Raw genomic sequence first — 23,041 nt, forward strand, 5'->3', positions numbered from 1 at the left:
TCACGGGGCGGTCGCGCTGTTCTGTCGATGCGTAACGACGTTGCGGCAGGGCGTTACGGAGGCGCCGGGCCGGTGACGGAAGGCGCCACGCGGCAATCGGGATCAGGGCAGCAGGAACGCGCCGCGCAGCCATTGCGGCTGGCCGGCGTCGAACACCACGGCGTCAAAGCGCGCCGGTGGCGGCCTCCCGTGCCAGTGGCGCCGGGCCAGTTCCGGCAGCCATTGCGCCGCGGCGCGGGCCAGCCGGGCCTGCTTGTCGCGGCCGATGCTGGCCGCGGCGCCGCCAAAGCGCGTGGGTCCCCGGGCCCGGACTTCGACGAAGACCAGCGTGTCGCCGTCACGCATGACCAGGTCGATCTCGCCCGCCCGCGTCGTCAGGTTGCGCGCCAGCAGCACCAGGCCCTCGGCCTGCAACAGGCGCAGCGCGGCGTCTTCGTGCTGGTCGCCGCGGCGTTGCATGGGCGAGCGGCGAGGGGGCGCGTCGTCGGCAGCAGCGCGCTGCCGGGCGCGGCGGCGGCGCTTGTCCGCGCGTCGGCGGGCCGCCAGCGCCAGTTCACAGGCCAGGCGCAGGGTGTCGTCCGTCATGGGGGGGGCTTCCGAAATAGGCGAGCATTGGCGGCTACACTGACATGGTTTTCCGAGTCAGTAGGCTGCAATGAATCAAAATGTCTCACCCCCGCCTGCCGGCGATGCCTGGAGCCGCGTTGCCGAACGCGTGGCCGGGCAGCATTGGCCCGCGTCGACCTTGTACGTGGTAGCCACGCCGATCGGCAATCTGGGCGACTTGGGGCTGCGGGCCTGGCATGCCCTGCAACGCGCCGATGTGATCGCGGCCGAAGACACGCGCGCCAGCCGTACCTTGCTGGACGCCTGGGGCGTCAGCACGCCGCTGATGGCGGCCCACCGCCACAACGAGGCCGCCGCCGCTCAGGCCATCTGTGAACGCCTGGCCCAGGGCCAGCGCGTGGCGCTGGTGTCGGATGCGGGCGCGCCCGCCGTCAGCGATCCGGGCGCCCGCGTGGTGCGCGCCGTGCGCGAGGCCGGTTTCACCGTCGTGCCGGTGCCGGGCCCCAGTGCAGTGATCGCGGCCTTGATGGGTAGCGGCGTCACTACCGACGAAAATCCGGCCTACGCATTTGCGGGCTTTCCGCCGCCCAAGGCCGTGGCCCGCCAGCGCTGGCTGCGCTCATGGTGCGCCCTGCCTGCGCCTGTCGTCATGTTCGAATCGCCGCACCGGCTGGCCGCCACCCTGGCCGACCTGCTGGAAGTCTGCGGCCCCGACCGCCAACTGACCGTGGCGCGCGAGCTCACCAAACGGTTTGAAGAGATCGCCACCCTTACGCTGGGCGACGCCGCGGCCTGGCTGGCGGCCGACTCGCACCGCGAACAAGGCGAATTCGTGCTGATCGCGCACGCCCAGGCCGGTCAAGACATCGACGAGGAAGCCGACCCGCGCACCGACGTGCTGCTGGACGCGTTGCTGGAATCGATGTCCGTGCGCGACGCCGCCCGCGTGGCCGCCAAGGTCACGGGCGTGGCCCGCGACGTGTTGTACAACCGGGCGCTGGCCCGCAAGAAGTCGTCGGAGTAAGGCATGGTGTATTCAACGGTCGTGGCGAACAAGCCCGCCGATCCCCTCGAACCGATCGCTTACCGTGACATGGCCACGCCGCTGGGCGAGCTGCGCCTGGTGGCCAGCCCCAAGGGCCTGCGCGGCGCGTGGTTCACCGATCAGGAATTGCTGCCCTCGGCTGAAGGCTGGACGCATACGGAAACCGATCCCATCCTGGAGCAGGCCCGGCGCGAGCTGGAAGAATGGTTCGCCGGCAAGCGCCAAGGGTTCGACGTGGCGCTCGACCCGATCGGCACGACGTTCCAGCACAAGGTCTGGCACGCGCTGTGCGCACTGGATTTCGGCAAGCTCGCCAGCTATGGCGATCTGGCGCGCACCGTGGGGCGGCCCAAGGGCGCCCAGGCGGTCGGCGGCGCGGTCGGCCGCAATCCGATCATCATCATCATCCCCTGCCACCGCGTGATCGGGGCCGACACGTCGCTGACCGGATTCGGCGGCGGGTTGCCGCGCAAGCAGGCGCTGCTGGCGCACGAAGGCAACCGGTACGTCAGCCGCAACGCGCGTGCGCGCCGCGTCTGCGACGGGCAGGCCGAATTGCCCTGGTAGGCCTATAGGCCGACGCCGGCGGACCCCTCGCTTATTGCGTGGCGATGCTCGGCAGGATGCCGATACGGTCCGAGACCAGCTGCACGGCGTTCATGGCGCTCTGCCGATCGGGGTAGGGTCCAATCCTGACGCGGTACAGGTTGTTGGATTGCTCCACCTGGGCGGGCGGCGCGCCCGCCGCGCCCAATTGCGAATTGATGCGGGCGACGAGCGACTGCGCGTTGGCCGGTTGGCTGAACGCGCCCACTTGCAGATAGACCGTGCCGGCGCCGCCCGACGGGGCCTGGCGCACGGGCGCGGAGCCCGGCGCGGGGCCCGGCAGCGGCTCGGCCGTCAGCGCGACGGGCGTGGCGGCCACCGGCGCCATCACCGGCATCGAGCCCGTGGCCGACGCGGGTTCCGGCGCGGCCGGCGCGCCTTGCGAGGCCAGGCGCCGGATCTCTTCCTGGGGAATGCTCTCTACCACCACCTGACCGCTGCCCGGCCCGATGATGCCCAGCTTGTACGCGGCGACATACGACAGATCCATGATCCGGTCGCTATGGAACGGCCCGCGGTCGTTCACGCGCACGACGATCGTCTTGCCGTTGACCAGGCTCGTGACGCGCGCATAGCTGGGGATCGGCAGCGTCGTGTGGGCGGCCGTCATGGCGTACATGTCGTAGGACTCGCCGATGGACGTGGAATTGCCGTGGAACTTCTTGCCGTACCAGGACGCGATGCCGCGCTGCTTGTACGGCTGGCCGCTGGTGTCGGGCACATAGCGCTGGCCGAACACCACGTATGGCCGGTTGGCGCCGCTGGCGTAGGGTTCGATGCGCGGCACCGCGTCGGGCACCTGGTCCAGGTTGGACGGGGGATTGGCGTCCGGGCCGTCGTCCTTGTAATACCCGCCGCCCTTTTTGCGCCCACCGGTGGAAGAGCATCCGGCCACGGCAATGGCCAGCAACAGCATCAGGATCAGGTGGAGCGGGCGGGACAGGGTCATGCGGATTCGACGGGCAATTGGTTGCGGTGGCGCACCAGCAGGGGATCGTGGTCGGCAAAGCGCAGCGCCAGCTGTTCGACCACATAGACCGAGCGGTGCTGGCCACCAGTGCAGCCGATCGCCACGGTGAGGTAGTTGCGGGTGTCTTGGGTGTATTGCGGCAGCCAGCGGTTCAGGAAGCCGGCGATGTCGTCGATCATCTGCCCGACCTGCTCGTACCCGGCCAGCCAGGTGGCCACGGGCTCGTCGCGGCCGGTCAGCGGACGCAGGTTGCGGTCGTAGTGCGGGTTGGGCAGGCAGCGCACGTCAAACACCAGATCGGCGTCGCCGGGCACACCGCGCTTGTAGGCGAAGGATTCGAACGTCAGCACCAGCGGCGCGCGGTCGGCCTGGATCAGGTCGCGGACCCAGGCGCGCAATTGGCCGGGCGTCAGGTCCGAGGTGTCGATCACATGCTCTTGCTCGCGCAGCGGCGCCAGCAGTTCGCGCTCCAGCGCGATGCAATCGGTCAGCGACGGCGGGGTGCCGCCGCGCTGCAGGCGGTCGGTCAGCGGATGGCGGCGGCGGGATTCGGAGTAGCGCTGCACCAGCGTGGCAGTGTTGGCGTCCAGGAAGACCACGCGCAGGCTGGTGCCCATGGCGCGCAGGGCCGTGACCACGTCGGGCAGTTCCGCCAATTCACCCGGAGACCGGACGTCGATGGCGACGGCGACGCGCTCCAGGCCGTCGTCGCGCGCGTTGGCGATGAACTCGGTCAGGAAGCGGACCGGCAGGTTGTCGACGCAGGTGTAGCTCGCATCCTCGAGCATGCGCAGCGCAACGGATTTGCCTGAGCCTGAGATGCCGGTGACAAGGACGACTTTCAACATGGACATGATTGTGGCACGCTTTTTCCAGGACGATGCCGGCGGGATGGCATCTGATATGGCCGTAAACTGGGAATCTGCGCCTGTACCGTTTCGACTGCCCTGGCGTAAGCTTGGGGCCGGATACTTTGATCGATTCACTTACGCGCCCCGCCGTCATGCGCTTCGGGGGATTGGAATTCGACCTAGATGTTAGCCCTCATTTCCTTTCGTAGTGTTTCACTGCCGCGGTTTGGGGCGATTTTCCGCGTGATGGCCACGGCCGTTGTTGCCTTTATGACAACGTCCGCGCTGGCGCAGCCGGCGTCCCAAGACACGTTGCGCCCCGACACCATGGCAGCCCGGGTGGCGGCCTGTACGGCCTGTCATGGGGCGCAGGGCCGGGCCGGCACTGACGGCTACTACCCGCGCCTAGCCGGCAAGCCGCAGGAATACCTGTATCACCAACTCCTGAATTTCCGCGACGACCGGCGCCAGTACCGCCCCATGGCGCATCTGCTGGCGGGCCTGCCTGACGACTACCTGCGCGAGATGGCCGCGTATTTCTCCGAACAGCACGTGCCGTATCCGGCGCCCACGCGCGCGCCGGTCTCCAGCGCCACGATGGAAGCCGGTCGCACGCTGGCCTTGCACGGCGACGCGGCCCGCGGCCTGCCTGCCTGTGCGTCCTGTCATGGCGCAGCCCTCAGCGGCCTGATGCCGGCCATCCCGGGCTTGCTCGGCTTGCCCCGCGACTACATCGGCTCGCAGATCGGCAGCTGGAAGAACGGCCTGCGCCGCGCTGCCGCGCCCGACTGCATGGCGGACATCGCCGACAAACTCACCCCCACCGACATCGGCGCCCTGGCGGCGTGGCTGTCGTCGCAACCGGTCGTCGAGCCCTATGCGCCCGAGGCCGCCGGATCGCTACGCCTGCCCGCCGAATGCGGCAGCCAGGCGCAACGCTGATAGGGGGCCCCAATGAAACTGCTGAAGAAAATCCTGGGTGTGGTGTTGCTGGCGGCGGCCGTCACCGCGGGCGGCCTGTATTGGCTGGGCACGCGCGATGACACCAGCACCGGGCCAGCCGCGGTCTCGGCCGACGCCTCCACGCTGATCGAGCGCGGGCGCTACCTGGCGCTGGCGGGCAACTGCATGGCCTGCCACACCAGCCGGGGCGGCAAGGCGCTGGCCGGCGGCACGCCCATCCCGACGCCGTTCGGCACGGTGTACGGGCCGAATATCACGCCCGACGACAAGACGGGCATCGGCACCTGGACCGCCGACGACTTCTGGCAGGCGCTGCATAACGGCAAGTCCAAAGACGGCACGTTGCTGTATCCGGCCTTCCCGTACACCGAATACACGCGCGTCACGCGCGCCGATGCCGACGCGCTCTATGCCTACCTGCGCAGCGTGGCGCCCGTCAGCCAGCCCAACCGCCCGCCCGAACTTGACTTCCCCTACGACCAGCGCGCCTTGCTGGCCGCGTGGCGCGCGCTGTATTTCAAGCCGGGCGTGCAAGAGCCCGATGCGGGCCAGTCGGTGCAATGGAACCGCGGGCGCTACCTGGTGGAAGGCCTGGGGCATTGCGCCGCCTGCCACACCCCGCGCAACAGCCTGGGCGCGACGCGCTCGTCGGAGTCGCTGACGGGTGGCGTCATTCCGGTACTGGACTGGTATGCGCCGCCGCTTACCAACGACATGCAGACGGGCATGGGCCGCTGGACGGCGGCCGATATCGCGGCCTTGCTCAAGACCGGCATTTCGGCGCACTCCAGCGCCAGCGGCCCGATGGCCGAAGTGGTGCTGGGCAGCACGCAGCACCTGACCGACGACGACGCGCTGGCGATCGGCGTCTACATCAAGTCGTTGCCGGCCACGCTGGCCTCCACGCAGCGGCAGAAGGTGGCGGCGGCGCCAGCCGCGATGGAGCTGGGCAGCAAGATCTACGAACAGCAATGCGCGCAATGCCATCAGGCCAAGGGCGAGGGCAGCGGCACCGCCTGGCCGGCGCTGGCGGGCAACCCCACGGTCACGGCGCCGTCGCCGGTCAACGTGATACGCATGGTGCTCGACGGCGGCTATGCGCCAGCAACCGCCGCCAATCCGCGGCCGCACGGCATGCCGCCGTTCGGGCAGGTCCTGAACGACAACGATATCGCCATGCTGGTGTCCTACTTGCGCAATAGCTGGGGCAACGAGGCCGGTGGCGTCACCGCGTTGGAGGTCAAGCGGGCGCGGGCGGCATCGACGTTGAACTGACGCCGGGCTAGCCCGACCGGGCGGCGCGCGCGCAGGCTTGCCGCGCCAGTTCGCCCAGCACCTGGATAGCGGTGTCGTGGGCGGCGTCCCAGGGATGGCCGTAGTTCAGGCGCAAGGCGCTGGCGAACTGGCCGCTTGCGGAAAATATCGGGCCCGGCGCCACGCTGATGCCGCGCGCCAGCGCGTCGCGGTGCAGGGCCAGCGCGTCCACCGCGGCGGGCAGTTCCAACCACAGGAAGAATCCCCCTTGCGGACGCGTGACGCGCGTGCCGGCCGGAAACTCGCGCGCAATCGCGTCGGCCATGCGTTCCTGCTGCGTTTGCAGCGTTTCGCGCAGGCGACGCAGGTGGCGGTCGTAGCCGCCTTGTTCCAGGTACTCGGCGATCGCGCCTTGCGCGGGGCCGGACGCGGACAGGGTGGATGTCAGCTTCAGGCGCTGGACGCGTTGCGCGTAGCGGCCGGCACTTGCCCAGCCGATGCGGTAGCCGGGCGCCAGGCACTTCGAGAACGACGAGCAGTGCAGCACCAGCCCCTGCTTGTCGTAGGCCTTGGCGGGCACGGGTCGCGCGGCGCCGAAATACAGTTCGCCGTAGACGTCGTCTTCGATCAGCGGGATGTCGTGGCGCGCCAGCAATTCGACCAGTTGCCGTTTCTTGTCGTCGGGCATCAGGCTGCCCAGCGGGTTCTGGAATTGCGTCATCAGCCAGCACGCTTTGGGCGCATGCCGCTGGATGGCGGCGTCCATCGCGTCCAGGTCGATGCCGGTGCGGGGGTGGGTCGGCACTTCCAGCGCCTTGAGCCCCAGCCGTTCCAGCGCCTGCAAGGCGCCGTAGAACGTGGGCGCCTCGACGATCACGGTGTCGCCCGGCTGCGTGACCGCCTGCAGGCACAGGTTCAAGGCCTCCAGCGCGCCGTTGGTCACGACGATGTCGCTGGCGGGCACATTGATGCCCCCGATCAGGTAGCGCAACGCGATCTGGCGCCGCAGGCCGGGATTGCCGGGGCTCAGGTCTTCGACGGTATCCAGCGGGTTGTGGCGTTTCAGGTGCACGGCCATCGCTTGCGCCAGCCGCGGCAGCGGAAACAGCAGGGGCGAGGGGAAGGCGGAGCCCAGTGGCGTCACGTCGCGGTTGCGCACGGAACCCAGGATGTCGAAGATGCGTTCACTGATCGCAAGCTCAGTGGAGTCGCCGCCAGGGCACGACGCGCCCGGCTCAGGGGGCAGGGATTCCGCGGGGGCGTGGACGTAGTAGCCCGATCGCGGCTGGGCGCGGATCAGGCCGCGCGCCTCCAGCAGGTAGTACGCCTGGAATACGGTGGAGGGGCTGACGCCGCGCGCGGCGCAGGCGTCGCGCACCGACGGCAGCTTGTCGCCGACGCGCATCACGCCGTCGCGGATCGATTTGGCGATCTCGGCGGCCAGGGTTTCGTACAGGCTCACGGTGCCGCGTGGCGACGCGCGTTCATTTGCTGCTTTGCAGGATCGCCATGGCCTGGCGTTCCATGAACTCGCCCAGCGTATCGATGCCGCGCAGCTTGAGTATCGTGTTGCGCACGGCGGCTTCGACCAGCACCGCCAAATTGCGGCCGGCGGCCACTTGCAGCATCACCTTGCGCACGGGCAGGCCGAGCATGTCTTGCGTGATGTCCTGCAGGGGAAGGCGTTCGAACTTGTCTTGCGCGGTGGCGCGCACCAGATGCACGATCAGCTTCAGCCGCATCTTCCGGCGCACCGAGGTCTCGCCGAAGATGGTGCGGATGTCCAGCAGGCCCAGGCCGCGCACTTCCAGCAGGTTCTGCAGCAGCTGCGGGCAGTGGCCTTCAATCATGTTGGGCGCGGTGCGCGAGAACTCCACGGCATCGTCGGCCACCAAGCCGTGCCCGCGCGAAATCAGTTCCAGCGCCAATTCGCTTTTGCCCAGGCCGGATTCGCCGGTGATCAGCACGCCCAGGCCCAGCACGTCCAGGAAGACGCCGTGCACGGTGGTCGTGGGCGCAAGCTTCTTGCCCAGGTAGATGCGCAGCAGGTCGATCAGTTGGGCCGCTGCCACCGGAGTGGACAGGAGCGGCACCTGGTGCTGGTCGCATTGGTCGACGAGGTCTTGCGGCGGCGTCAGGCCGTCGGCCAGCAGGATGGCGGGCACGCCGCCGATCAGCAGCTCGTCCATGTGGTGCATGCGGCGGCGCAGGTCGAACCGCGTGTAGTACGCCAGTTCTTCCTGCCCGAACACCTGGATGCGCGACGGGTGGATCAGGTTCAAGTGGCCGACGAGGTCGGCCGCCGCCATGCCGTCATCGGGAATCGCGCGGTCAGCGGCGCCTTGGCCCGAGATCCAGTTGAAGGGGATTTTGTCGGCGTTGTCGTCGACGAGTTCCTGCACCGTGAGCATGGCAGCGTTTCCGCGGAGGGGTCAGAGTTGGCCGGTCGTGAGCATCTTGTGGACGATGGCCGGGTCGGCCTCCGTGGCCAGGGCCTCGCGCAATGCCTTGTTGGACATGAGTTGAGCGAGTTCAGCCAGGATGTCCAGGTGCTGCTGGGTGGCCGTTTCCGGCACCAGCAGGCAGAGCAGCATCGACACCGGTTGCCCGTCGGGCGCGTCGAAGGTGATGGGCTGCGCCAGGCGGATGAATGCCGCCAGCGCCTGCTCCAAGCCCTTCACGCGGCCGTGGGGAACGGCTACGCCCTGCCCAAGGGCAGTGGAGCCAAGACGTTCCCGGGCAAACAGGCTGTCGAACACGAGCGCGCGTGCCAAGCCATGGTTGTTTTCAAAAAGAAGGCCAGCTTGTTCGAACGCCCGTTTCTTGCTCGTTGCGAGCATATCGAGCACGACGTTGCCGGCGGGTAGGATGCGCGACAAATGATTCATCGGATCATTATATGGTTATATGACGCAGTGCAATAAATTGGCCTCGCGCCCCGCCCATCAGGAGGGCGGAGGACGGCACGGCAAGAGCGACAGCATAGACTGATCACGCCGGATTGTGGGCATTCCAGCGCAAAAGCGGCCCTCAAATGCCCGTTTTGGCGCGAAAAGCCAGAAAACGACAACGCGCAGGCGATTCGCCGGAAGCTCCGCGAATTCAGGGACAAAACTTGGTGGGGGAGTGACGTAGGAGGGGGGTAGCGCGGGGGAGTTTGCCGATGCCCCGGCTGGACGGACGTCTAGCGGGACACCGGGACTTAGGCAGGATTTTTACAATCGCTGTTTAGCTTGATCGCCCAGGGCGAGTGGTCATGAAGCGCATTACTGCTGGGGTGGCGAGAGGCTCGCCGCTTGCCGCTTCACGGACTCCGCTGAGTGACTTCGTACCTTGTCCTTGTGCTTGATGACCTGACGGTCGACTTTGTCAGCAAGAAGGTCTATGGCTGCATAGAGGTTTTCATCGGTTGCTTCACAATGAATGTCCTTACCGCTTAGACGCATGGTGATTTCGGCTCTATGCCGCAGGGGCTCTACTGAGAGCATGACCTGGGTATCGATGACGTGATCGAAATGCCGCAGCACTCGCGCCAATTTGTTCATGACATATTCCCGGATTGCCGGGGTGACGTCGAGGTGACGACCGCAGATGCTCAGGTTCATAGTGTGCTCTCCTTCTAAAAGAGAAAAATGGGTGCGCAAAATGCGCGGTGAGGTCGTTAGGCGTTCTCCTTGATTGGGTGGCTTCGTTAAGTACTAGTGTATAGACTCGGGCCGATAAAACAAGCTGACCTAGCGCAAGAACATGGCATTTTTATGGCGGAGTGCCTGGGGCGTATCGCCCCTTGCCCGAGAGGGGGCTAGGGGTCTTCCCCAGGTGCCTGTTACATGCGGAAGTGCTCGCCCAAATAGACGCGGCGCACGGCCGGATCGCCCACGATTTCATCGGGGTGGCCGTCGGTCAGCACTTTGCCCTCGCTGATGATGTAGGCGCGGTCGCAGATGCCCAGCGTTTCGCGCACGTTGTGGTCGGTGATCAGCACGCCGATGCCGCGGCCCTTCAGGAACCGGACGATGCGCTGGATTTCGATGACGGCGATGGGGTCCACGCCGGCAAACGGCTCGTCCAGCAGGATGAAGCGCGGGCCGGTGGCCAGCGCGCGCGCGATTTCCACGCGGCGGCGTTCGCCGCCCGACAGCGAGATCGCGGCATTGCTGCGGATGTGGCCGATCTGGAGTTCTTCCAGCAACGACTCCATCTGCTCGTTGATCTTGGGTGTGGACAGCGGGCGGCCATCCTCGCCGACCTGCAATTCCAGCACGGCGCGGATGTTCTGTTCCACCGTCAGGCGGCGGAACACGGAGGCGTCCTGGGGCAGGTACGACAGGCCCATGCGCGCGCGCTTGTGGATCGGCATCGCCGTAATGACCGAGCCGTCGATTTCGATGCGGCCGGCGTCCGCGGGCACCAGGCCCACGATCATGTAGAAGCTGGTCGTCTTGCCCGCGCCGTTGGGGCCCAGCAGGCCGACGACTTCGCCGCTGACCACGGACAGGGAGACGTCCTGCACCACGGTCCGGCCGTTATAGGTCTTGCGCAAACCGGTTGCGCGCAGGCTGCCCTGCTTGACCCCCGAGGGGGAGGAGGTCACGGGGGTCGGCACAGAAGGTTGGTTCATCGTGGCTGCGAGTGGTGTTGCATGGGGGGCGGCTCAGCGCCCTTTCTTGGCGGCTTGCTGCTTGCGGCATTCGGCGACTGCCGCGTCCGACTTGGCGCGCGGTTCGGCAACCGAGCGGACCCGGCCGCCGGCTGCGGCCGAATTGGGGCCGCCCTGGGCTTCGTACGTGCCGGTTTTCTCGTTGTAGCGTACCCGTTCGCCGCGAATCGTGTCGAACGGTTTTCCACAGACGTAGCGGATGACGACGGCCTGGCCGATCAGGTCGAAGGTGCTCTTGGTGCCGTCGTATTCGGCGCGCAGGCCTTTGCCTTCGATCAGTTCGAACGTCTCGGGGCGCTCTTGGCGGATGGTCACGACCTTGCCCTTGTTGGCGGTGGCCGTGCCGTATTGGCCGCCCTGGGCGTCCTCGTGCATTTCCAGCGTGTCGGAGGTCAGGGTCATCAGGCCGCGCGTCATGTTGACGTTGCCCGTGAAGACGCTTTGCTTCTTCACGTCGTCGTAGTGCAGGGTGTCCGACAGGATCAGCGTGCTGGGCTCTTCGGCGGGGGTCGCCGCCTTGCTGGCGCCGGCCGCTGGCTTGGCGGCCGCGTCCTGCGCGTGCACCGGCGCAAGCACCGACGCCGTCAGCAGGACGGCGCCAATCAGGCGGGTCGTCGGGGCAAGGAGAATCCGGAGGTCGGTCATGGTTTCTTCTGGTCAGAGTTGTTGGCGGGTATCTCGGTCCGGCGCTGTTGCTTGCCTTCGGAACCGGCAATTTCAACGTCCGTCGACGCGGATACCTGCAATTGGCGTGTTTTGTTGTTGTAGTGCATGCCCTTGCCGTTCATGCGCGAGCGGCCCTTGATCACTTCGGCGGGCAGGTCGGTAAAGACCACGTCATCATCGGGCAGGATAATCAACTGCTGGCTGCGCACGTCCAGCATGTCGTTGTTGGCGTCGGGCTGGCGATGCACGTGGGCGTCGCCGTTCATGACGATGCGCTTGCCGCCTTGCTCCATCACCGCGGTCTTGGAGACGCCCACGGTGATCGGGTTGGCTTCGCGCTGGCCCACCGCGCGGGGCGCGGTGATGTGGTACGAGTCATCGTCGGGGAAGTGCTCGGCGTATTCGCCTTCCAGCCGGTTGATGGGACGCCCCGACGGATCGGTGCGCAGCATCACGAAATTGCGCGACCACGCGTCCATCTCGTGCGTGAGACGCCGCGGCGGGTCCACCTGGATCGCGCGCTGCGCGTAATCGGCCGCCCACCACGAACTGGTGACCAGCACCAGCAGGAGGAACAGCGCGATCAGTGAGGGGAAACGTTCTTTCATCAGGTTCGCCGCAAAGGCGTATGCGTGTTCAAGAGGGTCATTGGATGGCGCCCGGGCCAAGCAGGCCCGGCGCTGCCAGGAACGCGCCCAGGCGCCCCTGAGAAGCCAGCAGCAGGTCGCAGCATTCGCGCACCGCGCCGCTGCCGCCGGATTGCGTCGAGACCCAATGCGCCGCCTGGCTGACATAGCCGGGGGCGTTGGGCACGCTGGCGGCGAAGCCGGCGCGCTGCATGGCCGGCAGGTCGATGATGTCATCGCCCATATAGCCGGTCTGGTTCAGTTGGACACCCAGGCGCTGTGCAAGTTCTGTCAGCGCGGCACCTTTGTCGCGCACGCCTTGCGTGACTTCCGCAATGCCCAGTTCGGCGGCGCGGCGCGCCACGATGGGGCCCGAGCGGCCGGTCATCAGCGCCACCGTCAGCCCGCCTTCCATCAGCAGGCGCAAGCCATGGCCGTCCAGGGCGTTGAAGCGCTTCTGCAGTTCGCCGCTTTCGCCATAGTAAAGGCTGCCGTCGGTCAGCACGCCGTCGACGTCGAACACCATCAGGCGGACGGCCGCGGCGCGGTCGCGCACGGTGGCGGGAATACGGGCAAGGACCAGCGCTTCGGCCGGGTGAGTCACGGAAGCAGGAAGATTCATAGTCATACCACTTTAGCGGCCATCAGATCGTGCATGTGCAAGGCGCCGAGCAGCGCGCCGTCATTGTCCAGCACCAGCATATGGTTGAGCCGTTGTTCGTCCATCTGCTGGGCGGCCTCGACGGCGAGCGCGTCGGGGTTGATGCTGCGTGGCGAGCGGGTCATGCCCGCCTCCACGGTCAGACTGCGGATATCGCCGTGCCGGGCGATCAGGCGGCGCAAGTCGCCGTCGGTGAAGATGCCCAGAGGACGGTGCTGCGCGTCGGTCACGACGGTCATGCCCATGCCCTTGGCGGACATGACTTCCAGCGCCTGGGATACCGGGGTGCCGGCCAGCACGATCGGCAGGGCATCGCCGTGCCGCATCACGTCACGCACGTGGGTGAGCAGGCGGCGGCCCAGGGCGCCGCCCGGATGCGACCTTGCGAAATCCTGCGGGCCGAAGCCGCGGGCTTCCAGGCAGGCGACCGCCAGGGCGTCGCCCAGGGCCAGCGCTGCCGTGGTGCTGGCGGTAGGCGCCAGGTTCAGCGGGCAGGCCTCCTGGGCCACGCTGCCGTCCAGGTGCACGTCGGCCAGCCGGGCCAGTTCAGATTGGGGGTTGCCGGTGATCGCCACCAGCTTGGCGCCCATGCGGCGCGCCACGGGCAGGATGGTCAGGAGTTCCTGCCCGGCGCCCGAATACGAGACGGCGATGACGACGTCATCCCGCGTGATCATCCCCAGGTCGCCATGGACGGCCTCGGCGGCATGCACGAAGAAGGCGGGCGTGCCGGTCGAGGCGAACGTCGCCGCGATCTTGCGGGCGATATGGCCGGTCTTGCCGATGCCGGTGACGACCACGCGGCCGCGGCACGCCAGCAGCAGGGCGACGACCTGCGTAAAGGTGTCGTCCAGCCGCGCGGACAGGTCCAGCAGACCCTGACTTTCGATTTGCAGCGTTCTGCGCGCAGATGCCAGCGCGGTATCGGACGATGTGGTGGGATGATCAGTCATGCGGGGATTTTAATATCAGTATGCGGGTTTGCCCCCGGCAGGGGCGTATGGCATCCTGGCGGCTGTTTTCAACGGCTTTCAATCCTTCTATCCAGGCCCGCTCCATGTCCAGCATTTCCAGCCCCGTCCTTGGCACGCCCCTGTCCCCCCTGGCCACCCGAGTCATGCTGCTCGGATCCGGCGAATTGGGCAAAGAGGTCATCATTGCCCTGCAGAGGCTGGGCGTGGAAGTCATTGCGGTGGACCGGTACGCCGACGCGCCCGGCCATCAGGTGGCGCATCGGGCGCACGTGGTCTCGATGACCGACGCGGACGCCCTGAAGAAGATCATCGAACAGGAACGGCCGCACGTTATTGTCCCCGAAATCGAGGCCATTGCCACCAGTTTGCTGGTGGAGCTGGAAGCGGCCGGCGTGGCGCGCGTCACCCCGACCGCGCGCGCCGCCCAGCTGACCATGAACCGCGAGGGCATCCGCCGCCTGGCGGCCGAAACCCTGGGCCTGCCGACCTCGCCCTACAAGTTTGTCGATACCGAAGCGGAACTGCGCGCCGCCATCGACGGCGGCATCGGCTACCCGTGCGTCATCAAGCCGGTCATGTCTTCGTCGGGCAAGGGCCAATCCGTGATCAAAAGCGCCGATGACGTGGCGCAATCCTGGCGCTACGCCCAGGAAGGCGGCCGGGTTGGAGGGGGCCGCGCCATCGTCGAAGGCTTCATCCGCTTCGACTACGAAATCACGCTTCTGACCGTGCGCGCCCGTGGCGCCGACGGCAAGATCGAGACCCGCTACTGCGAGCCCATCGGCCACAAGCAGGTCGACGGCGACTACGTCGAAAGCTGGCAGCCGCACCCCATGTCGCCCGCCGCGCTGGCCCGCGCCCGGGAAATCGCCCTGGCGGTCACGTCCGACCTGGGCGGCTTGGGCATCTTCGGGGTCGAGCTCTTCGTGGCCGGCGACCAGGTCTGGTTCTCGGAGGTCAGCCCGCGTCCGCACGACACCGGCATGGTCACCATGATCACCCAGGCCCAGAACGAATTCGAACTGCACGCCCGCGCGCTGCTGGGCCTGCCGGTGGACACCACCCTGCGCCAGCCGGGCGCCAGCAGCGTCATCTACGGCGGGGTGGATGCCGCCGCCGTCACGTTCCACAACGTGGCCGAAGCGCTGGCCGAGTCCGGCACCGACATCCGCCTGTTCGGCAAGCCGGAATCCTTCGTCAAGCGCCGCATGGGCGTGGGCCTGGCCGTTGCCGAGGACGTGGCGACCGCTCGCGCCAAGGCCAAGCGCGTATCCGCCGCCGTGTCGGTCAAGGCCGGCTGACGCCGGGGGCAAAGTCCGTCCCTTTTAACTCCTGCGGGGCGCCGTCCCTATTGCAGCCACCCGCTTCGCGGCCGGTGGCTGTTTGTATTGGGCTGCCTGCAGCGCTCACATCCGGCCCGCCAGTGCCCCCGCGCCCAACCACACGGATTTGCGCCATTACCCCTTCCAGGAGTGTGGTTTGCGCTTTCTCACAGTTTGTTCGATAATTTCAGGAATTACTGAAAGCGGTGTAACTGTGTATATCAGCGAAGCCGCCGTCCTGACCTGCTGGCGCCGATACTCATGGTTCTCACCCCTCAAAACGAACGTTTCGTGCTGCACTTTGGCGAAATGGGCAGCCGTTGGGGCGTGAACCGCACCGTCGGCCAGATCTACGCCTTGCTGTTCCTGCACCCCGAACCGTTGAACGCGGACGACATCGCCGAAACCCTCGGTTTTTCGCGGTCGAACGTCAGCCTCGGGTTGAAAGAACTGCAGTCCTGGCGGCTGGTCAAGCTGATCCATCAAGTGGGCGACCGCCGCGACTACTTCGAGACGCCCAAGGACGTCTGGGAGATCTTCCGCATCCTGATGGAAGAAAAGCGCAAACGCGAAATCAATCCCACCCTCACCCTGCTGCGTGACACCCTGCTCGAGACGCCCTCGGGCCCCAACGACGCCTACGCGCAGCAGCGCATGACCGAAATGCTGGAGCTCATCGAACTGTCTTCCGGATGGTTCGATGAGGTTCAACGCCTGCCCCCGGAGACCGTGCAAAAGCTCATGCGACTGGGGTCGCAAGTGCAGAAAGTGCTGGGCTTCGCCGGCAAATTGCGGGGCAAGGGCTAAATCCCCCCATGCGCCCCGATTTTTCAGGAAACCTCTATGAAGTTGTATCCAACGCCCGTAACATGGCGCGAGAGACGGCCTGGGAACCATGCCGGTTGCCGCGGCACCTCAACTGCTTGGGAGCGCCCCAATGATTGATCTCGACGTCGTAAATCTGTCGCGATTCCAGTTTGCCGCGACCGCGCTTTACCACTTCCTGTTCGTCCCTCTCACGCTGGGCCTGTCGTTCATGCTGGCCATCATGGAAAGCGTGTACGTCATGACCGGCCGCCCCATCTGGAAGCGGATGACCATGTTCTGGGGCACGCTTTTCGGCATCAACTTCGCGCTTGGCGTCGCCACCGGCGTGGTGATGGAATTCCAGTTCGGCATGAACTGGTCTTACTACAGCCACTATGTGGGCGACATCTTCGGCGCGCCGCTGGCGCTTGAAGGGTTGATGGCCTTCTTCCTGGAAGCCACCTTCGTCGGCCTGTTCTTCTTCGGCTGGAACCGCATGTCCAAGGTCAGCCACCTGGTGGTGACCTGGCTGGTGGCGTTCGGCACGAACTTCTCGGCGCTGTGGATCCTGATCGCCAACGGCTGGATGCAGAACCCGGTGGGCGCGATCTTCAACCCCGACACCATGCGCATGGAGATGACCGACTTCGCGGCGGTGATCTTCAACCCGGTGGCGCAAGCCAAGTTCGTGCACACGGTCAGCGCCGGCTACGTCGCCGGCGCCATGTTCGTGATGTCGATCAGCGCCTGGTATCTGCTGAAGGGTCGCCATACCGACCTGGCCAAGCGTTCGATGGCGGTGGCAGCCAGCTTCGGCCTGGCCGGCGCGCTGTCGGTCGTGGTGCTGGGCGACGAAAGCGGCTACCTCACGACTGAACACCAGAAGATGAAGATCGCGGCGATGGAGTCCATGTGGCACACCGAACCCGCGCCCGCGTCCTTCAACCTGATCGCGATCCCCAACCAGGCCGAGCGCAAGAACGACTTCGCCATCGAGATCCCCTACGTCATGGGCATCATCGGCACGCGGTCCCTGACCACGCCGCTGCTGGGCATCGACGACCTGATCCTGCGCGCCGAAAACCGCATCCGCGACGGCATGGTCGCGTACGAGGCCTTGCAGAAGATCCGCGCCAATCCGAAGGACACGGATGCGCGCATGACCTTCGACAAGACCTGGCCGGACCTGGGCTACGCCTTACTCGTCAAGCGCTACCAGGAGGACATGAGCAAGGTCACCGAAGCCGATATCAAGAAGGCCGCGATCGACACTGTGCCCAACGTGGCGCCGCTGTTCTGGGCGTTCCGCATCATGGTGGCGGTGGGCATGTACCTGATCCTGTTCTTTGGCGTCGCCTTCTGGCTGGCGTCCCGCGGCCGGCTGGACAGCCGCCGCGGCCTGCTCAAGGTGGCGCTGTGGAGCCTGCCGCTGCCCTGGGTCGCCATCGAAAGCGGCTGGTTCGTGGCCGAATACGGCCGCCAGCCCTGGGTGATCGAAGGCGTGCTGCCCACGTATTACGCCGCATCCGGGCTGACGATTGCAGACCTGGCGATCAGCCTGGCTATCTTCCTGGTGCTGTACACGGTTCTCTTGATCATCGGCGTGAAGGTGATGCTGCACGCCATCAAGGCGGGTCCGAAATCCGATGGGCCGGTGGCGGGCAACGCCGCCGCCGATCCTGTGCGCGCCGCCGTGCGCGCCTGAGGGGGAGAAGCAGATGGATACCCTTATTCCTTTTGACTATGGCACCTTGCGCGTGATCTGGTGGGCGCTGCTGGGCGCCTTGCTGATCGGCTTCGCCGTCATGGACGGCTTCGACCTGGGCGTGGCCGCCTTGCTGCCCGTGGTGGCCAAGACCGACGCCGAGCGCCGCGTGGTGATCAACGTGGTGGGCCCGGTGTGGGAAGGCAACCAGGTCTGGCTGATCACGGCGGGCGGCGCGATCTTCGCCGCCTGGCCGCTGCTGTACGCCGCGTCCTTCTCCGGGTTCTACCTGGCGATGATGCTGGCGCTGATCGCGCTGATCCTGCGGCCCGTGGGCTTCAAGTACCGCAGCAAGATGGAAGGCACCCGCTGGCGCAACAGCTGGGACGGCGTGCTGTGCTTTTCGGGCGTCGTGGCCTCGCTGGTGTTCGGCGTGGCGGTCGGCAACATCATTCTCGGCGTGCCCTTCACGTTCCAGGGCTCGGCGCTGCGCATGGTGTACGAGGGGCATTTCTACCAGCTCTTCACGCCGTTCGCCCTGTTGTGCGGGGTGCTGAGCGTGGTGATGCTGGCCATGCACGGCGCGGTGCTGCTGGCCTGGCGCACGGAAGACCCCATTTCGTCCCGGGCCCGCAATTGGGGGCGTCTGCTGGCGTTGCTGACGGTGGCGCTGTTTGTCGCAGGCGGCTTCTGGGTGGCGGGCGGCTTGAGCGGCCACGTCATCACCAGCGCGGTCGACATGAAGGGCCCGTCCGACCCCATGCTCAAGACGGTGGCCGTGCAGGCCGGCGCCTGGATGGCCAACTACGCAAAATGGCCGCTGATGTGGATCGCGCCTGCGCTGGGCGTGGCCGGCGCGGTGCTGGTGCTGCTGCTGTTGAGCGTTCGTGCGCACGTCCTGTCGTTCCTGGCGTCCGCGCTGTCGATCACCGGGGTCATCCTGACGGTGGGCTTTTCGCTGTTCCCGTTCCTGATGCCCTCGTCGACCAATCCCCAAGCCGGCCTGACCGTCTGGGACGCGTCGTCCAGCCACCTGACGCTGTGGATCATGGTGATCGCGGTGGTCATCTTCCTGCCGATCGTGACGCTCTACACCGCCTGGGTGTATCGCGTGATGCGCGGCAAGGTCACCCATGATTCCGTGGGCGACACGCCCAACTCTTACTGATAAAGGAGCCTCCACCATGTGGTATTTCTCGTGGATACTCGGCTTGGGCCTGGCGTGTGCGTTCGCTATCCTCAATGCAATGTGGTTCGAGCTGCGTGAAGGGCATTCGCATGACCCGCGCGCCAGCCGCAGCGACGAGTGAGCGGCGGCGCTAGCACCCTCGAGCACGACCCCTCGGCCAGCCTGCAGAAACCGCCGCGCGAACAGTCGCGGTGGCTGATGGCACTTGCCAAGGCGGCGAGGCTGCCGCTGATGTTGGCGGGCGCCGCGCCGCTGGTCAGCGGCGCGTTGCTGGTCGTGCAGGCCTGGTTGCTGGCCAGCGTGCTCGATGCGGCCATCGTCCATCAGGCGCCGCGCCAGGAATTGCTGGCCAGTATTCTGGGCATCGCCGGTCTGATGCTGCTGCGCGCATGCATCACCTGGGCGGGTGAGCGGGCCGGCGCGGACGCAGCCGAACGCATCAAGCGCCATGTGCGCCAGGCGCTGTTTTCACGGCTGGTCGCAAAGGGCCCTTACTGGAGCCGGGGCAAGGCGTCCGGCGAATTGGCCAGCGCGGTCGTGGACCAGGTCGAGGCGCTGGACGGCTTCTTCGCCAAGTACCTGCCTGCGATGGCCGCCGCTGCCATGCTGCCCGTGGCCTTCTCCGTGTTGCTGCTGCCGGTGGACGTGATCGCAGGGCTGGTGCTGCTGATCACCGCGCCGCTGATTCCGCTGTTCATGGCGCTGGTGGGGTGGGGCGCGCAGGGCGCCAGCCGCCGCCATCTGCGTGCGTTCGCCCGCTTGTCCGGCTTCTTCGCCGACCGCTTGCGCGGGCTGTCCACCCTGAAGCTGTATGGCCGCGCCGAAGCCGAGGCGGCTTCCGTGGTGGCCGCCAGTGACGCGCTGCGCCAGCGCACGATGTCGGTGTTGCGCATCGCTTTCCTGTCGTCTGCCGTGCTGGAGTTTTTCGCCGCGCTGGGCGTGGCGGGCGTGGCCGTATACATCGGGCTGACCTATCTGGGGTTCCTGGATGTGCGGTGGTCGCCCCTGACCTTGCAGGCGGGCCTGTTCTGCCTGCTGATGGCGCCCGAAGTCTATGCGCCGCTGCGCCAGTTCGCCGCGCACTATCACGACCGCGCCACCGCGCTGGCTGCTGTGACGCAGATCGCCGTGCTGTTCGATGGCCTGCCGCAAGACGACGCTGCCGAACCGCCGCCGGCCGGACGCGGAGCCGCCGCGCCGGGGGCGTCGGGCGCAGGCGCGCCAGTCCAGGTGACGGGCTTGCGCGTGACGGCGCCGGGCCGGGGGCAGCTGGTATTGGCCGACGCGGCGTTGCGGCTGGCGCCGGGCGAGCAGGTGGCGTTGATGGGGCCCAGCGGCATCGGCAAGTCCACGCTGATCGAGGCCATTGCGCGGTTGCGGCCATTCGACGGCGATCTCCGCATCGACGGCGTGCCGCTGGAAGACTGGGACGAGACTGCCTTGCGCCAGCGCGTGGCGCTGATCGGGCAGAAGCCGCAATTGCTGGCCGGGTCGATCGCCGACAACATCCGGCTGGGCCGGCCGGCCGCGTCCGACGCTGACTTGCGGGAAGCCGCGCGGCGCGCCTGTGTGCTGGAGTTTTCGGACGCGCTGCCGCAAGGCCTGGACACGCTGCTGGGCAGCCGGGGCCATGGCCTGTCTGGCGGACAGGCGCAACGCGTGGCGTTGGCGCGCCTGTTCCTGCGCGATCCCGGGCTGATCCTGCTGGACGAGCCCACGGCGCATCTGGACGAGGCGACCCAGGCCCGGGTGCTGGATGAAATCCTGAAATTCTCCGCGGGCCGCACCTTGCTGCTTGCGACGCATGCGCCAGCGGTGGCGGCCCGGTTCGGCCGCGTGCTGCGGGTGGCAAGCGGGAAAGTGGAAGACGCATGAAGAATCTGTTGTTGCTGCTGCCGCTGTACGCGCGCCGAAAAGGCGGGCTTTTGCTCGCATTGCTCTGTGCGCTGGCCACGGTAGCCGCCGGCGTCGGGCTGCTGGGCGTGTCCGGCTGGTTCCTGACGGGTGCGGCCCTGGCGGGGGCGGGCGGGGTCTTCAATCTGTTCGCGCCGTCCGCGTTGGTGCGCGGCTTGTCGTTCTTGCGGATCGTGTCGCGCTATGCCGACCGCGTCGTGGGTCATTCGGCCACGCTGCGCCTGCTGGCGGATCTGCGCGCCACGGTGTTCGGGGCGCTGATACGGCTGACGCCGCGCCAGTTGGCGAAGTACCGCAGCGGCGATCTGGTCGCGCGCATGACGGGCGACGTCGACGCGCTGGATACGGTCTTCCTGTTCGTGCTGGCGCCGTTGGCCACTGCGATCCTGGGCGGCGTCGTGCTGACGGCGGTGCTGGGCATGTGGGTGCCCGCCGCCGCCTTGGCGTTCGCGCTGGCCTTGCTGACGGCCTGTGTGGTGGTCCCGGCATGGCTGCTGCGGGCGGCGCGCAAGCCGGGCGCGGCGGCGCAGGAAAGCGCGGCCGGGCTGCGCGCGGCGACGTTGGACGCGGTGGACGGCCACGCGGACATGGTCGCGTTGCATGCGCAGGCGCCCACCGCCGCGCATTTTGAACGGCTCTGCGAAGCCAGCGCGCTGGCGCGCCGCAGCCAGGCCCGGGTGGCGGCCCGCGGCCAGTGGTTCCTGCAGGTCGCGGCGGGCCTTTCGGTATTGGCATTGCTGTGGTTCGGATTGGGGACGCATGAAGGGGGGCAGATCGAAGGGCCGGTGCTGGTGGGCCTGCTGCTGGCCGTCATCGGCATTTTCGAAGTGGCGGGGCCCATCATGCGCGGGGCGTCCCGCATGGGTTCTGCCATGTCGGCCGCGGCGCGGATCCGGGAGGTGACGCAATCCCAGCCCGACATGCAGGACGCGTCCGCGCCCCGCGCCTTGCCGGCCGCCGGCGCGCTGGAGCTGGACGGCGTGGTGTTCGGCTATCCGGCCCGGGCGGAGGGCGCCGGCCCCGTCGTCCTGGACGGCATCGACCTGCGGGTGGCGCCCGGCGAACGCGTCGCCATCGTGGGGGCTAGCGGCCAGGGCAAGTCCACGCTGCTGCATCTGATCCTGCGCCTGGAAGACCCGCAATCGGGACACGTGCGCTTTGGCGGTCGCGACGCCCGCGATTGCGCGCAGGCCGACTGGCATCGGCGCATCGCCTTGCTGTCCCAGGATGCGCCCGTCTTCCTGGGCACCTTGCGTACGAATCTGCTGATCGGCGATCCGCAGGCCGATGATGCGGCCCTGTGGAGCGCGCTGGACGCGGCCAGGCTGGGCGATTTCGTGCGCGGCCTGCCCGATGGGCTGGATACCTGGGCGGGAGAGACGGGTTCGCAACTGTCGGCGGGCCAGGCGCGCCGCCTGTGCCTGGCCCGGGCGCTGCTGTCGCCGGCGGCCGTCATCGTGCTGGACGAGCCCACCGCCGGCCTGGACGCGGCGGCGCAGGCCGACTTCTTCAATGACCTGGCGCGCGCGGTTCGGGGACGCACCGTGGTGCTGGCCACGCATGCGGCATTGCCTCCCGGCGCCGTCGACCGCTGCTATGAATTGCGCGGCGCGCAATTACATGACTTGTCACCGGCGGCAATCCTGGCTTAAGCGCGGTGGCAAGGTTATAGTTCGCCTTGCTTCAATTCTTCAGGGCCGCCTTCCATGCAGACCGACAACGCCGAGTACATCCGGCGCACCATCCGCAGCGTTCCGGACTGGCCCCAACCCGGTGTCGTGTTCCGCGACATCACGCCGGTTCTGCAAGACCCGCGCGCGTTCCGGGTGTTGATCGATCTGTTCGTCTACCGCTATATGCGCCAGCGCCTTGACCTGGTGGCGGGCGTGGACGCGCGCGGCTTCATCGTAGGCAGCGTGCTGGCCTATGAACTGAATCTGGGTTTCGTGCCGGTGCGCAAGAAGGGCAAGCTGCCCTACCGCACCGTGGCCGAGGAATACTCGCTGGAATACGGCAATGCCGCCGTCGAGATGCACACGGATTCCGTGCGCACCGGCCAGCGCGTATTGCTGGTCGACGACCTGATCGCCACGGGCGGCACCATGCTGGCCGCCATCAAGCTGCTGCAGCGCCTGGGCGCGAACGTGGTCGAAGCGGCCGCCATCATCGATTTGCCCGACCTGGGCGGCTCGGCCAAGGTGGCCGCCACCGGCACGCCGCTCTATACCGTCTGTCAGTACGGCGACGCGACGCCGTAAGCG

24 protein-coding genes are annotated in these 23,041 nt (G+C 67.3%); 12 read left to right on the forward strand and 12 right to left on the reverse strand.

The window, feature by feature from the left end:
• Positions 1-102: 102 nt before the first annotated feature.
• The gene (locus tag ACO6D5_RS10670) at positions 103-585 is read right to left on the reverse strand and encodes a YraN family protein (RefSeq protein ID WP_315847294.1); all 483 of its coding nucleotides are present in this window, start codon (positions 583-585) and stop codon (positions 103-105) included.
• Positions 586-655: 70 nt separating this feature from the next.
• Between ACO6D5_RS10670 and rsmI the strand changes: the two genes are divergently transcribed.
• Together rsmI and ACO6D5_RS10680 are read left to right on the forward strand one after the other, a co-directional pair.
• Positions 656-1,591 carry a 16S rRNA (cytidine(1402)-2'-O)-methyltransferase gene (rsmI, locus tag ACO6D5_RS10675; protein ID WP_315847293.1) on the forward strand — a complete coding sequence of 312 codons (936 nt, stop codon included), beginning with the start codon at positions 656-658 and terminating at the stop codon, positions 1,589-1,591.
• Between the two features lie 3 nt (positions 1,592-1,594).
• The gene (locus ACO6D5_RS10680) at positions 1,595-2,179 is read left to right on the forward strand and encodes a methylated-DNA--[protein]-cysteine S-methyltransferase (RefSeq protein ID WP_315847292.1); all 585 of its coding nucleotides are present in this window, start codon (positions 1,595-1,597) and stop codon (positions 2,177-2,179) included.
• Between the two features lie 31 nt (positions 2,180-2,210).
• Here the strand turns inward: ACO6D5_RS10680 and ACO6D5_RS10685 are convergent, their stop codons facing one another.
• Both ACO6D5_RS10685 and rapZ read right to left on the reverse strand, forming a co-directional pair.
• Positions 2,211-3,167, reverse strand: coding sequence for a septal ring lytic transglycosylase RlpA family protein (locus tag ACO6D5_RS10685; RefSeq protein WP_315140267.1), 957 nt, complete (start codon positions 3,165-3,167; stop codon positions 2,211-2,213).
• Positions 3,164-4,036 (reverse strand): RNase adapter RapZ, encoded by an 873-nt coding sequence (rapZ, locus tag ACO6D5_RS10690; RefSeq protein ID WP_315846132.1) that lies wholly within the window; start codon positions 4,034-4,036, stop codon positions 3,164-3,166. Before rapZ ends, ACO6D5_RS10685 begins: the two co-directional genes overlap by 4 nt.
• A gap of 186 nt (positions 4,037-4,222) precedes the next feature.
• On the opposite strand from rapZ, the gene ACO6D5_RS10695 reads away from it, so the two are divergent.
• Together ACO6D5_RS10695 and ACO6D5_RS10700 are read left to right on the forward strand one after the other, a co-directional pair.
• Positions 4,223-4,981: a c-type cytochrome gene (locus tag ACO6D5_RS10695; protein ID WP_485825353.1), complete on the forward strand. Its 759-nt coding sequence runs from the start codon at positions 4,223-4,225 to the stop codon at positions 4,979-4,981.
• A 12-nt stretch (positions 4,982-4,993) separates the two neighbouring features.
• Positions 4,994-6,277 (forward strand): cytochrome c, encoded by a 1,284-nt coding sequence (locus ACO6D5_RS10700; RefSeq protein ID WP_485825354.1) that lies wholly within the window; start codon positions 4,994-4,996, stop codon positions 6,275-6,277.
• Between the two features lie 7 nt (positions 6,278-6,284).
• Here the strand turns inward: ACO6D5_RS10700 and ACO6D5_RS10705 are convergent, their stop codons facing one another.
• The 9 genes from ACO6D5_RS10705 to ACO6D5_RS10745 form a co-directional block, all read right to left on the reverse strand.
• Entirely contained in the window at positions 6,285-7,718 is a 1,434-nt protein-coding gene (locus ACO6D5_RS10705) for an aminotransferase-like domain-containing protein (RefSeq protein WP_485825355.1), read from the reverse strand.
• A 22-nt stretch (positions 7,719-7,740) separates the two neighbouring features.
• Entirely contained in the window at positions 7,741-8,667 is a 927-nt protein-coding gene (gene hprK, locus ACO6D5_RS10710; RefSeq protein WP_006216298.1) for an HPr(Ser) kinase/phosphatase, read from the reverse strand.
• Positions 8,668-8,688: 21 nt separating this feature from the next.
• On the reverse strand, positions 8,689-9,144 hold the full coding sequence (locus tag ACO6D5_RS10715) for a PTS sugar transporter subunit IIA (protein WP_006224727.1): 456 nt from the start codon (positions 9,142-9,144) through the stop codon (positions 8,689-8,691).
• Between the two features lie 378 nt (positions 9,145-9,522).
• Positions 9,523-9,861 carry a ribosome hibernation-promoting factor, HPF/YfiA family gene (gene hpf, locus ACO6D5_RS10720; RefSeq protein ID WP_006216296.1) on the reverse strand — a complete coding sequence of 113 codons (339 nt, stop codon included), beginning with the start codon at positions 9,859-9,861 and terminating at the stop codon, positions 9,523-9,525.
• A gap of 221 nt (positions 9,862-10,082) precedes the next feature.
• Positions 10,083-10,877, reverse strand: coding sequence for an LPS export ABC transporter ATP-binding protein (gene lptB / locus ACO6D5_RS10725; protein ID WP_485825356.1), 795 nt, complete (start codon positions 10,875-10,877; stop codon positions 10,083-10,085).
• Between the two features lie 33 nt (positions 10,878-10,910).
• Positions 10,911-11,561, reverse strand: a complete 651-nt coding sequence (lptA, locus tag ACO6D5_RS10730) for a lipopolysaccharide transport periplasmic protein LptA (protein ID WP_006224725.1) — start codon at positions 11,559-11,561, stop codon at positions 10,911-10,913.
• Positions 11,558-12,190 carry an LPS export ABC transporter periplasmic protein LptC gene (lptC, locus tag ACO6D5_RS10735; RefSeq protein ID WP_485825357.1) on the reverse strand — a complete coding sequence of 211 codons (633 nt, stop codon included), beginning with the start codon at positions 12,188-12,190 and terminating at the stop codon, positions 11,558-11,560. The genes lptA and lptC overlap by 4 nt, the downstream gene beginning before the upstream one ends.
• Before the next feature lie 37 nt (positions 12,191-12,227).
• Positions 12,228-12,836, reverse strand: a complete 609-nt coding sequence (locus ACO6D5_RS10740; protein WP_081534199.1) for a KdsC family phosphatase — start codon at positions 12,834-12,836, stop codon at positions 12,228-12,230.
• On the reverse strand, positions 12,833-13,822 hold the full coding sequence (locus tag ACO6D5_RS10745) for a KpsF/GutQ family sugar-phosphate isomerase (protein WP_485825358.1): 990 nt from the start codon (positions 13,820-13,822) through the stop codon (positions 12,833-12,835). The genes ACO6D5_RS10740 and ACO6D5_RS10745 overlap by 4 nt, the downstream gene beginning before the upstream one ends.
• 104 nt (positions 13,823-13,926) lie before the next feature.
• Here ACO6D5_RS10745 and purT point away from each other — a divergent pair, with 104 nt between their 5' ends.
• The 8 genes from purT (at position 13,927) to ACO6D5_RS10785 (ending at position 23,038) form a co-directional block, all read left to right on the forward strand.
• Complete coding sequence (gene purT / locus ACO6D5_RS10750; RefSeq protein ID WP_485825359.1) at positions 13,927-15,144, forward strand: formate-dependent phosphoribosylglycinamide formyltransferase; 1,218 nt, start codon at positions 13,927-13,929, stop codon at positions 15,142-15,144.
• Between the two features lie 282 nt (positions 15,145-15,426).
• The gene (locus ACO6D5_RS10755; RefSeq protein WP_006224720.1) at positions 15,427-15,972 is read left to right on the forward strand and encodes a GbsR/MarR family transcriptional regulator; all 546 of its coding nucleotides are present in this window, start codon (positions 15,427-15,429) and stop codon (positions 15,970-15,972) included.
• A 130-nt stretch (positions 15,973-16,102) separates the two neighbouring features.
• The gene (locus ACO6D5_RS10760; protein WP_485825360.1) at positions 16,103-17,677 is read left to right on the forward strand and encodes a cytochrome ubiquinol oxidase subunit I; all 1,575 of its coding nucleotides are present in this window, start codon (positions 16,103-16,105) and stop codon (positions 17,675-17,677) included.
• A 13-nt stretch (positions 17,678-17,690) separates the two neighbouring features.
• Positions 17,691-18,845 carry a cytochrome d ubiquinol oxidase subunit II gene (gene cydB / locus ACO6D5_RS10765; RefSeq protein WP_006224718.1) on the forward strand — a complete coding sequence of 385 codons (1,155 nt, stop codon included), beginning with the start codon at positions 17,691-17,693 and terminating at the stop codon, positions 18,843-18,845.
• 16 nt (positions 18,846-18,861) lie between these two features.
• A complete protein-coding gene (gene cydX, locus ACO6D5_RS10770; RefSeq protein WP_006224717.1) occupies positions 18,862-18,987 on the forward strand; it encodes a cytochrome bd-I oxidase subunit CydX in 126 nt (41 codons plus the stop codon).
• Positions 18,984-20,741 carry a thiol reductant ABC exporter subunit CydD gene (gene cydD, locus ACO6D5_RS10775; RefSeq protein WP_485825361.1) on the forward strand — a complete coding sequence of 586 codons (1,758 nt, stop codon included), beginning with the start codon at positions 18,984-18,986 and terminating at the stop codon, positions 20,739-20,741. The genes cydX and cydD overlap by 4 nt, the downstream gene beginning before the upstream one ends.
• The gene (cydC, locus tag ACO6D5_RS10780; RefSeq protein WP_485825362.1) at positions 20,738-22,432 is read left to right on the forward strand and encodes a thiol reductant ABC exporter subunit CydC; all 1,695 of its coding nucleotides are present in this window, start codon (positions 20,738-20,740) and stop codon (positions 22,430-22,432) included. Before cydD ends, cydC begins: the two co-directional genes overlap by 4 nt.
• 54 nt (positions 22,433-22,486) lie before the next feature.
• A complete protein-coding gene (locus ACO6D5_RS10785) occupies positions 22,487-23,038 on the forward strand; it encodes an adenine phosphoribosyltransferase (RefSeq protein ID WP_088588704.1) in 552 nt (183 codons plus the stop codon).
• Positions 23,039-23,041 lie beyond the last annotated feature (3 nt).

This window comes from Achromobacter sp., assembly GCF_057314935.1.

What these genes read in the sequence shown, in the direction of transcription:
- ACO6D5_RS10670 (WP_315847294.1), bottom strand. Translation starts at nt 585, where the DNA reads ATGACGGACGACACCCTGCGCCTGGCCTGTGAACTGGCGCTGGCGGCC.
- rsmI (WP_315847293.1), top strand. Translation starts at nt 656, where the DNA reads ATGAATCAAAATGTCTCACCCCCGCCTGCCGGCGATGCCTGGAGCCGC.
- ACO6D5_RS10680 (WP_315847292.1), top strand. Translation starts at nt 1,595, where the DNA reads ATGGTGTATTCAACGGTCGTGGCGAACAAGCCCGCCGATCCCCTCGAA.
- ACO6D5_RS10685 (WP_315140267.1), bottom strand. Translation starts at nt 3,167, where the DNA reads ATGACCCTGTCCCGCCCGCTCCACCTGATCCTGATGCTGTTGCTGGCC.
- rapZ (WP_315846132.1), bottom strand. Translation starts at nt 4,036, where the DNA reads ATGTTGAAAGTCGTCCTTGTCACCGGCATCTCAGGCTCAGGCAAATCC.
- ACO6D5_RS10695 (WP_485825353.1), top strand. Translation starts at nt 4,223, where the DNA reads ATGTTAGCCCTCATTTCCTTTCGTAGTGTTTCACTGCCGCGGTTTGGG.
- ACO6D5_RS10700 (WP_485825354.1), top strand. Translation starts at nt 4,994, where the DNA reads ATGAAACTGCTGAAGAAAATCCTGGGTGTGGTGTTGCTGGCGGCGGCC.
- hprK (WP_006216298.1), bottom strand. Translation starts at nt 8,667, where the DNA reads ATGCTCACGGTGCAGGAACTCGTCGACGACAACGCCGACAAAATCCCC.
- ACO6D5_RS10715 (WP_006224727.1), bottom strand. Translation starts at nt 9,144, where the DNA reads ATGAATCATTTGTCGCGCATCCTACCCGCCGGCAACGTCGTGCTCGAT.
- hpf (WP_006216296.1), bottom strand. Translation starts at nt 9,861, where the DNA reads ATGAACCTGAGCATCTGCGGTCGTCACCTCGACGTCACCCCGGCAATC.
- lptB (WP_485825356.1), bottom strand. Translation starts at nt 10,877, where the DNA reads ATGAACCAACCTTCTGTGCCGACCCCCGTGACCTCCTCCCCCTCGGGG.
- lptA (WP_006224725.1), bottom strand. Translation starts at nt 11,561, where the DNA reads ATGACCGACCTCCGGATTCTCCTTGCCCCGACGACCCGCCTGATTGGC.
- lptC (WP_485825357.1), bottom strand. Translation starts at nt 12,190, where the DNA reads ATGAAAGAACGTTTCCCCTCACTGATCGCGCTGTTCCTCCTGCTGGTG.
- ACO6D5_RS10740 (WP_081534199.1), bottom strand. Translation starts at nt 12,836, where the DNA reads ATGACTATGAATCTTCCTGCTTCCGTGACTCACCCGGCCGAAGCGCTG.
- ACO6D5_RS10745 (WP_485825358.1), bottom strand. Translation starts at nt 13,822, where the DNA reads ATGACTGATCATCCCACCACATCGTCCGATACCGCGCTGGCATCTGCG.
- purT (WP_485825359.1), top strand. Translation starts at nt 13,927, where the DNA reads ATGTCCAGCATTTCCAGCCCCGTCCTTGGCACGCCCCTGTCCCCCCTG.
- ACO6D5_RS10755 (WP_006224720.1), top strand. Translation starts at nt 15,427, where the DNA reads ATGGTTCTCACCCCTCAAAACGAACGTTTCGTGCTGCACTTTGGCGAA.
- ACO6D5_RS10760 (WP_485825360.1), top strand. Translation starts at nt 16,103, where the DNA reads ATGATTGATCTCGACGTCGTAAATCTGTCGCGATTCCAGTTTGCCGCG.
- cydB (WP_006224718.1), top strand. Translation starts at nt 17,691, where the DNA reads ATGGATACCCTTATTCCTTTTGACTATGGCACCTTGCGCGTGATCTGG.
- cydX (WP_006224717.1), top strand. Translation starts at nt 18,862, where the DNA reads ATGTGGTATTTCTCGTGGATACTCGGCTTGGGCCTGGCGTGTGCGTTC.
- cydC (WP_485825362.1), top strand. Translation starts at nt 20,738, where the DNA reads ATGAAGAATCTGTTGTTGCTGCTGCCGCTGTACGCGCGCCGAAAAGGC.
- ACO6D5_RS10785 (WP_088588704.1), top strand. Translation starts at nt 22,487, where the DNA reads ATGCAGACCGACAACGCCGAGTACATCCGGCGCACCATCCGCAGCGTT.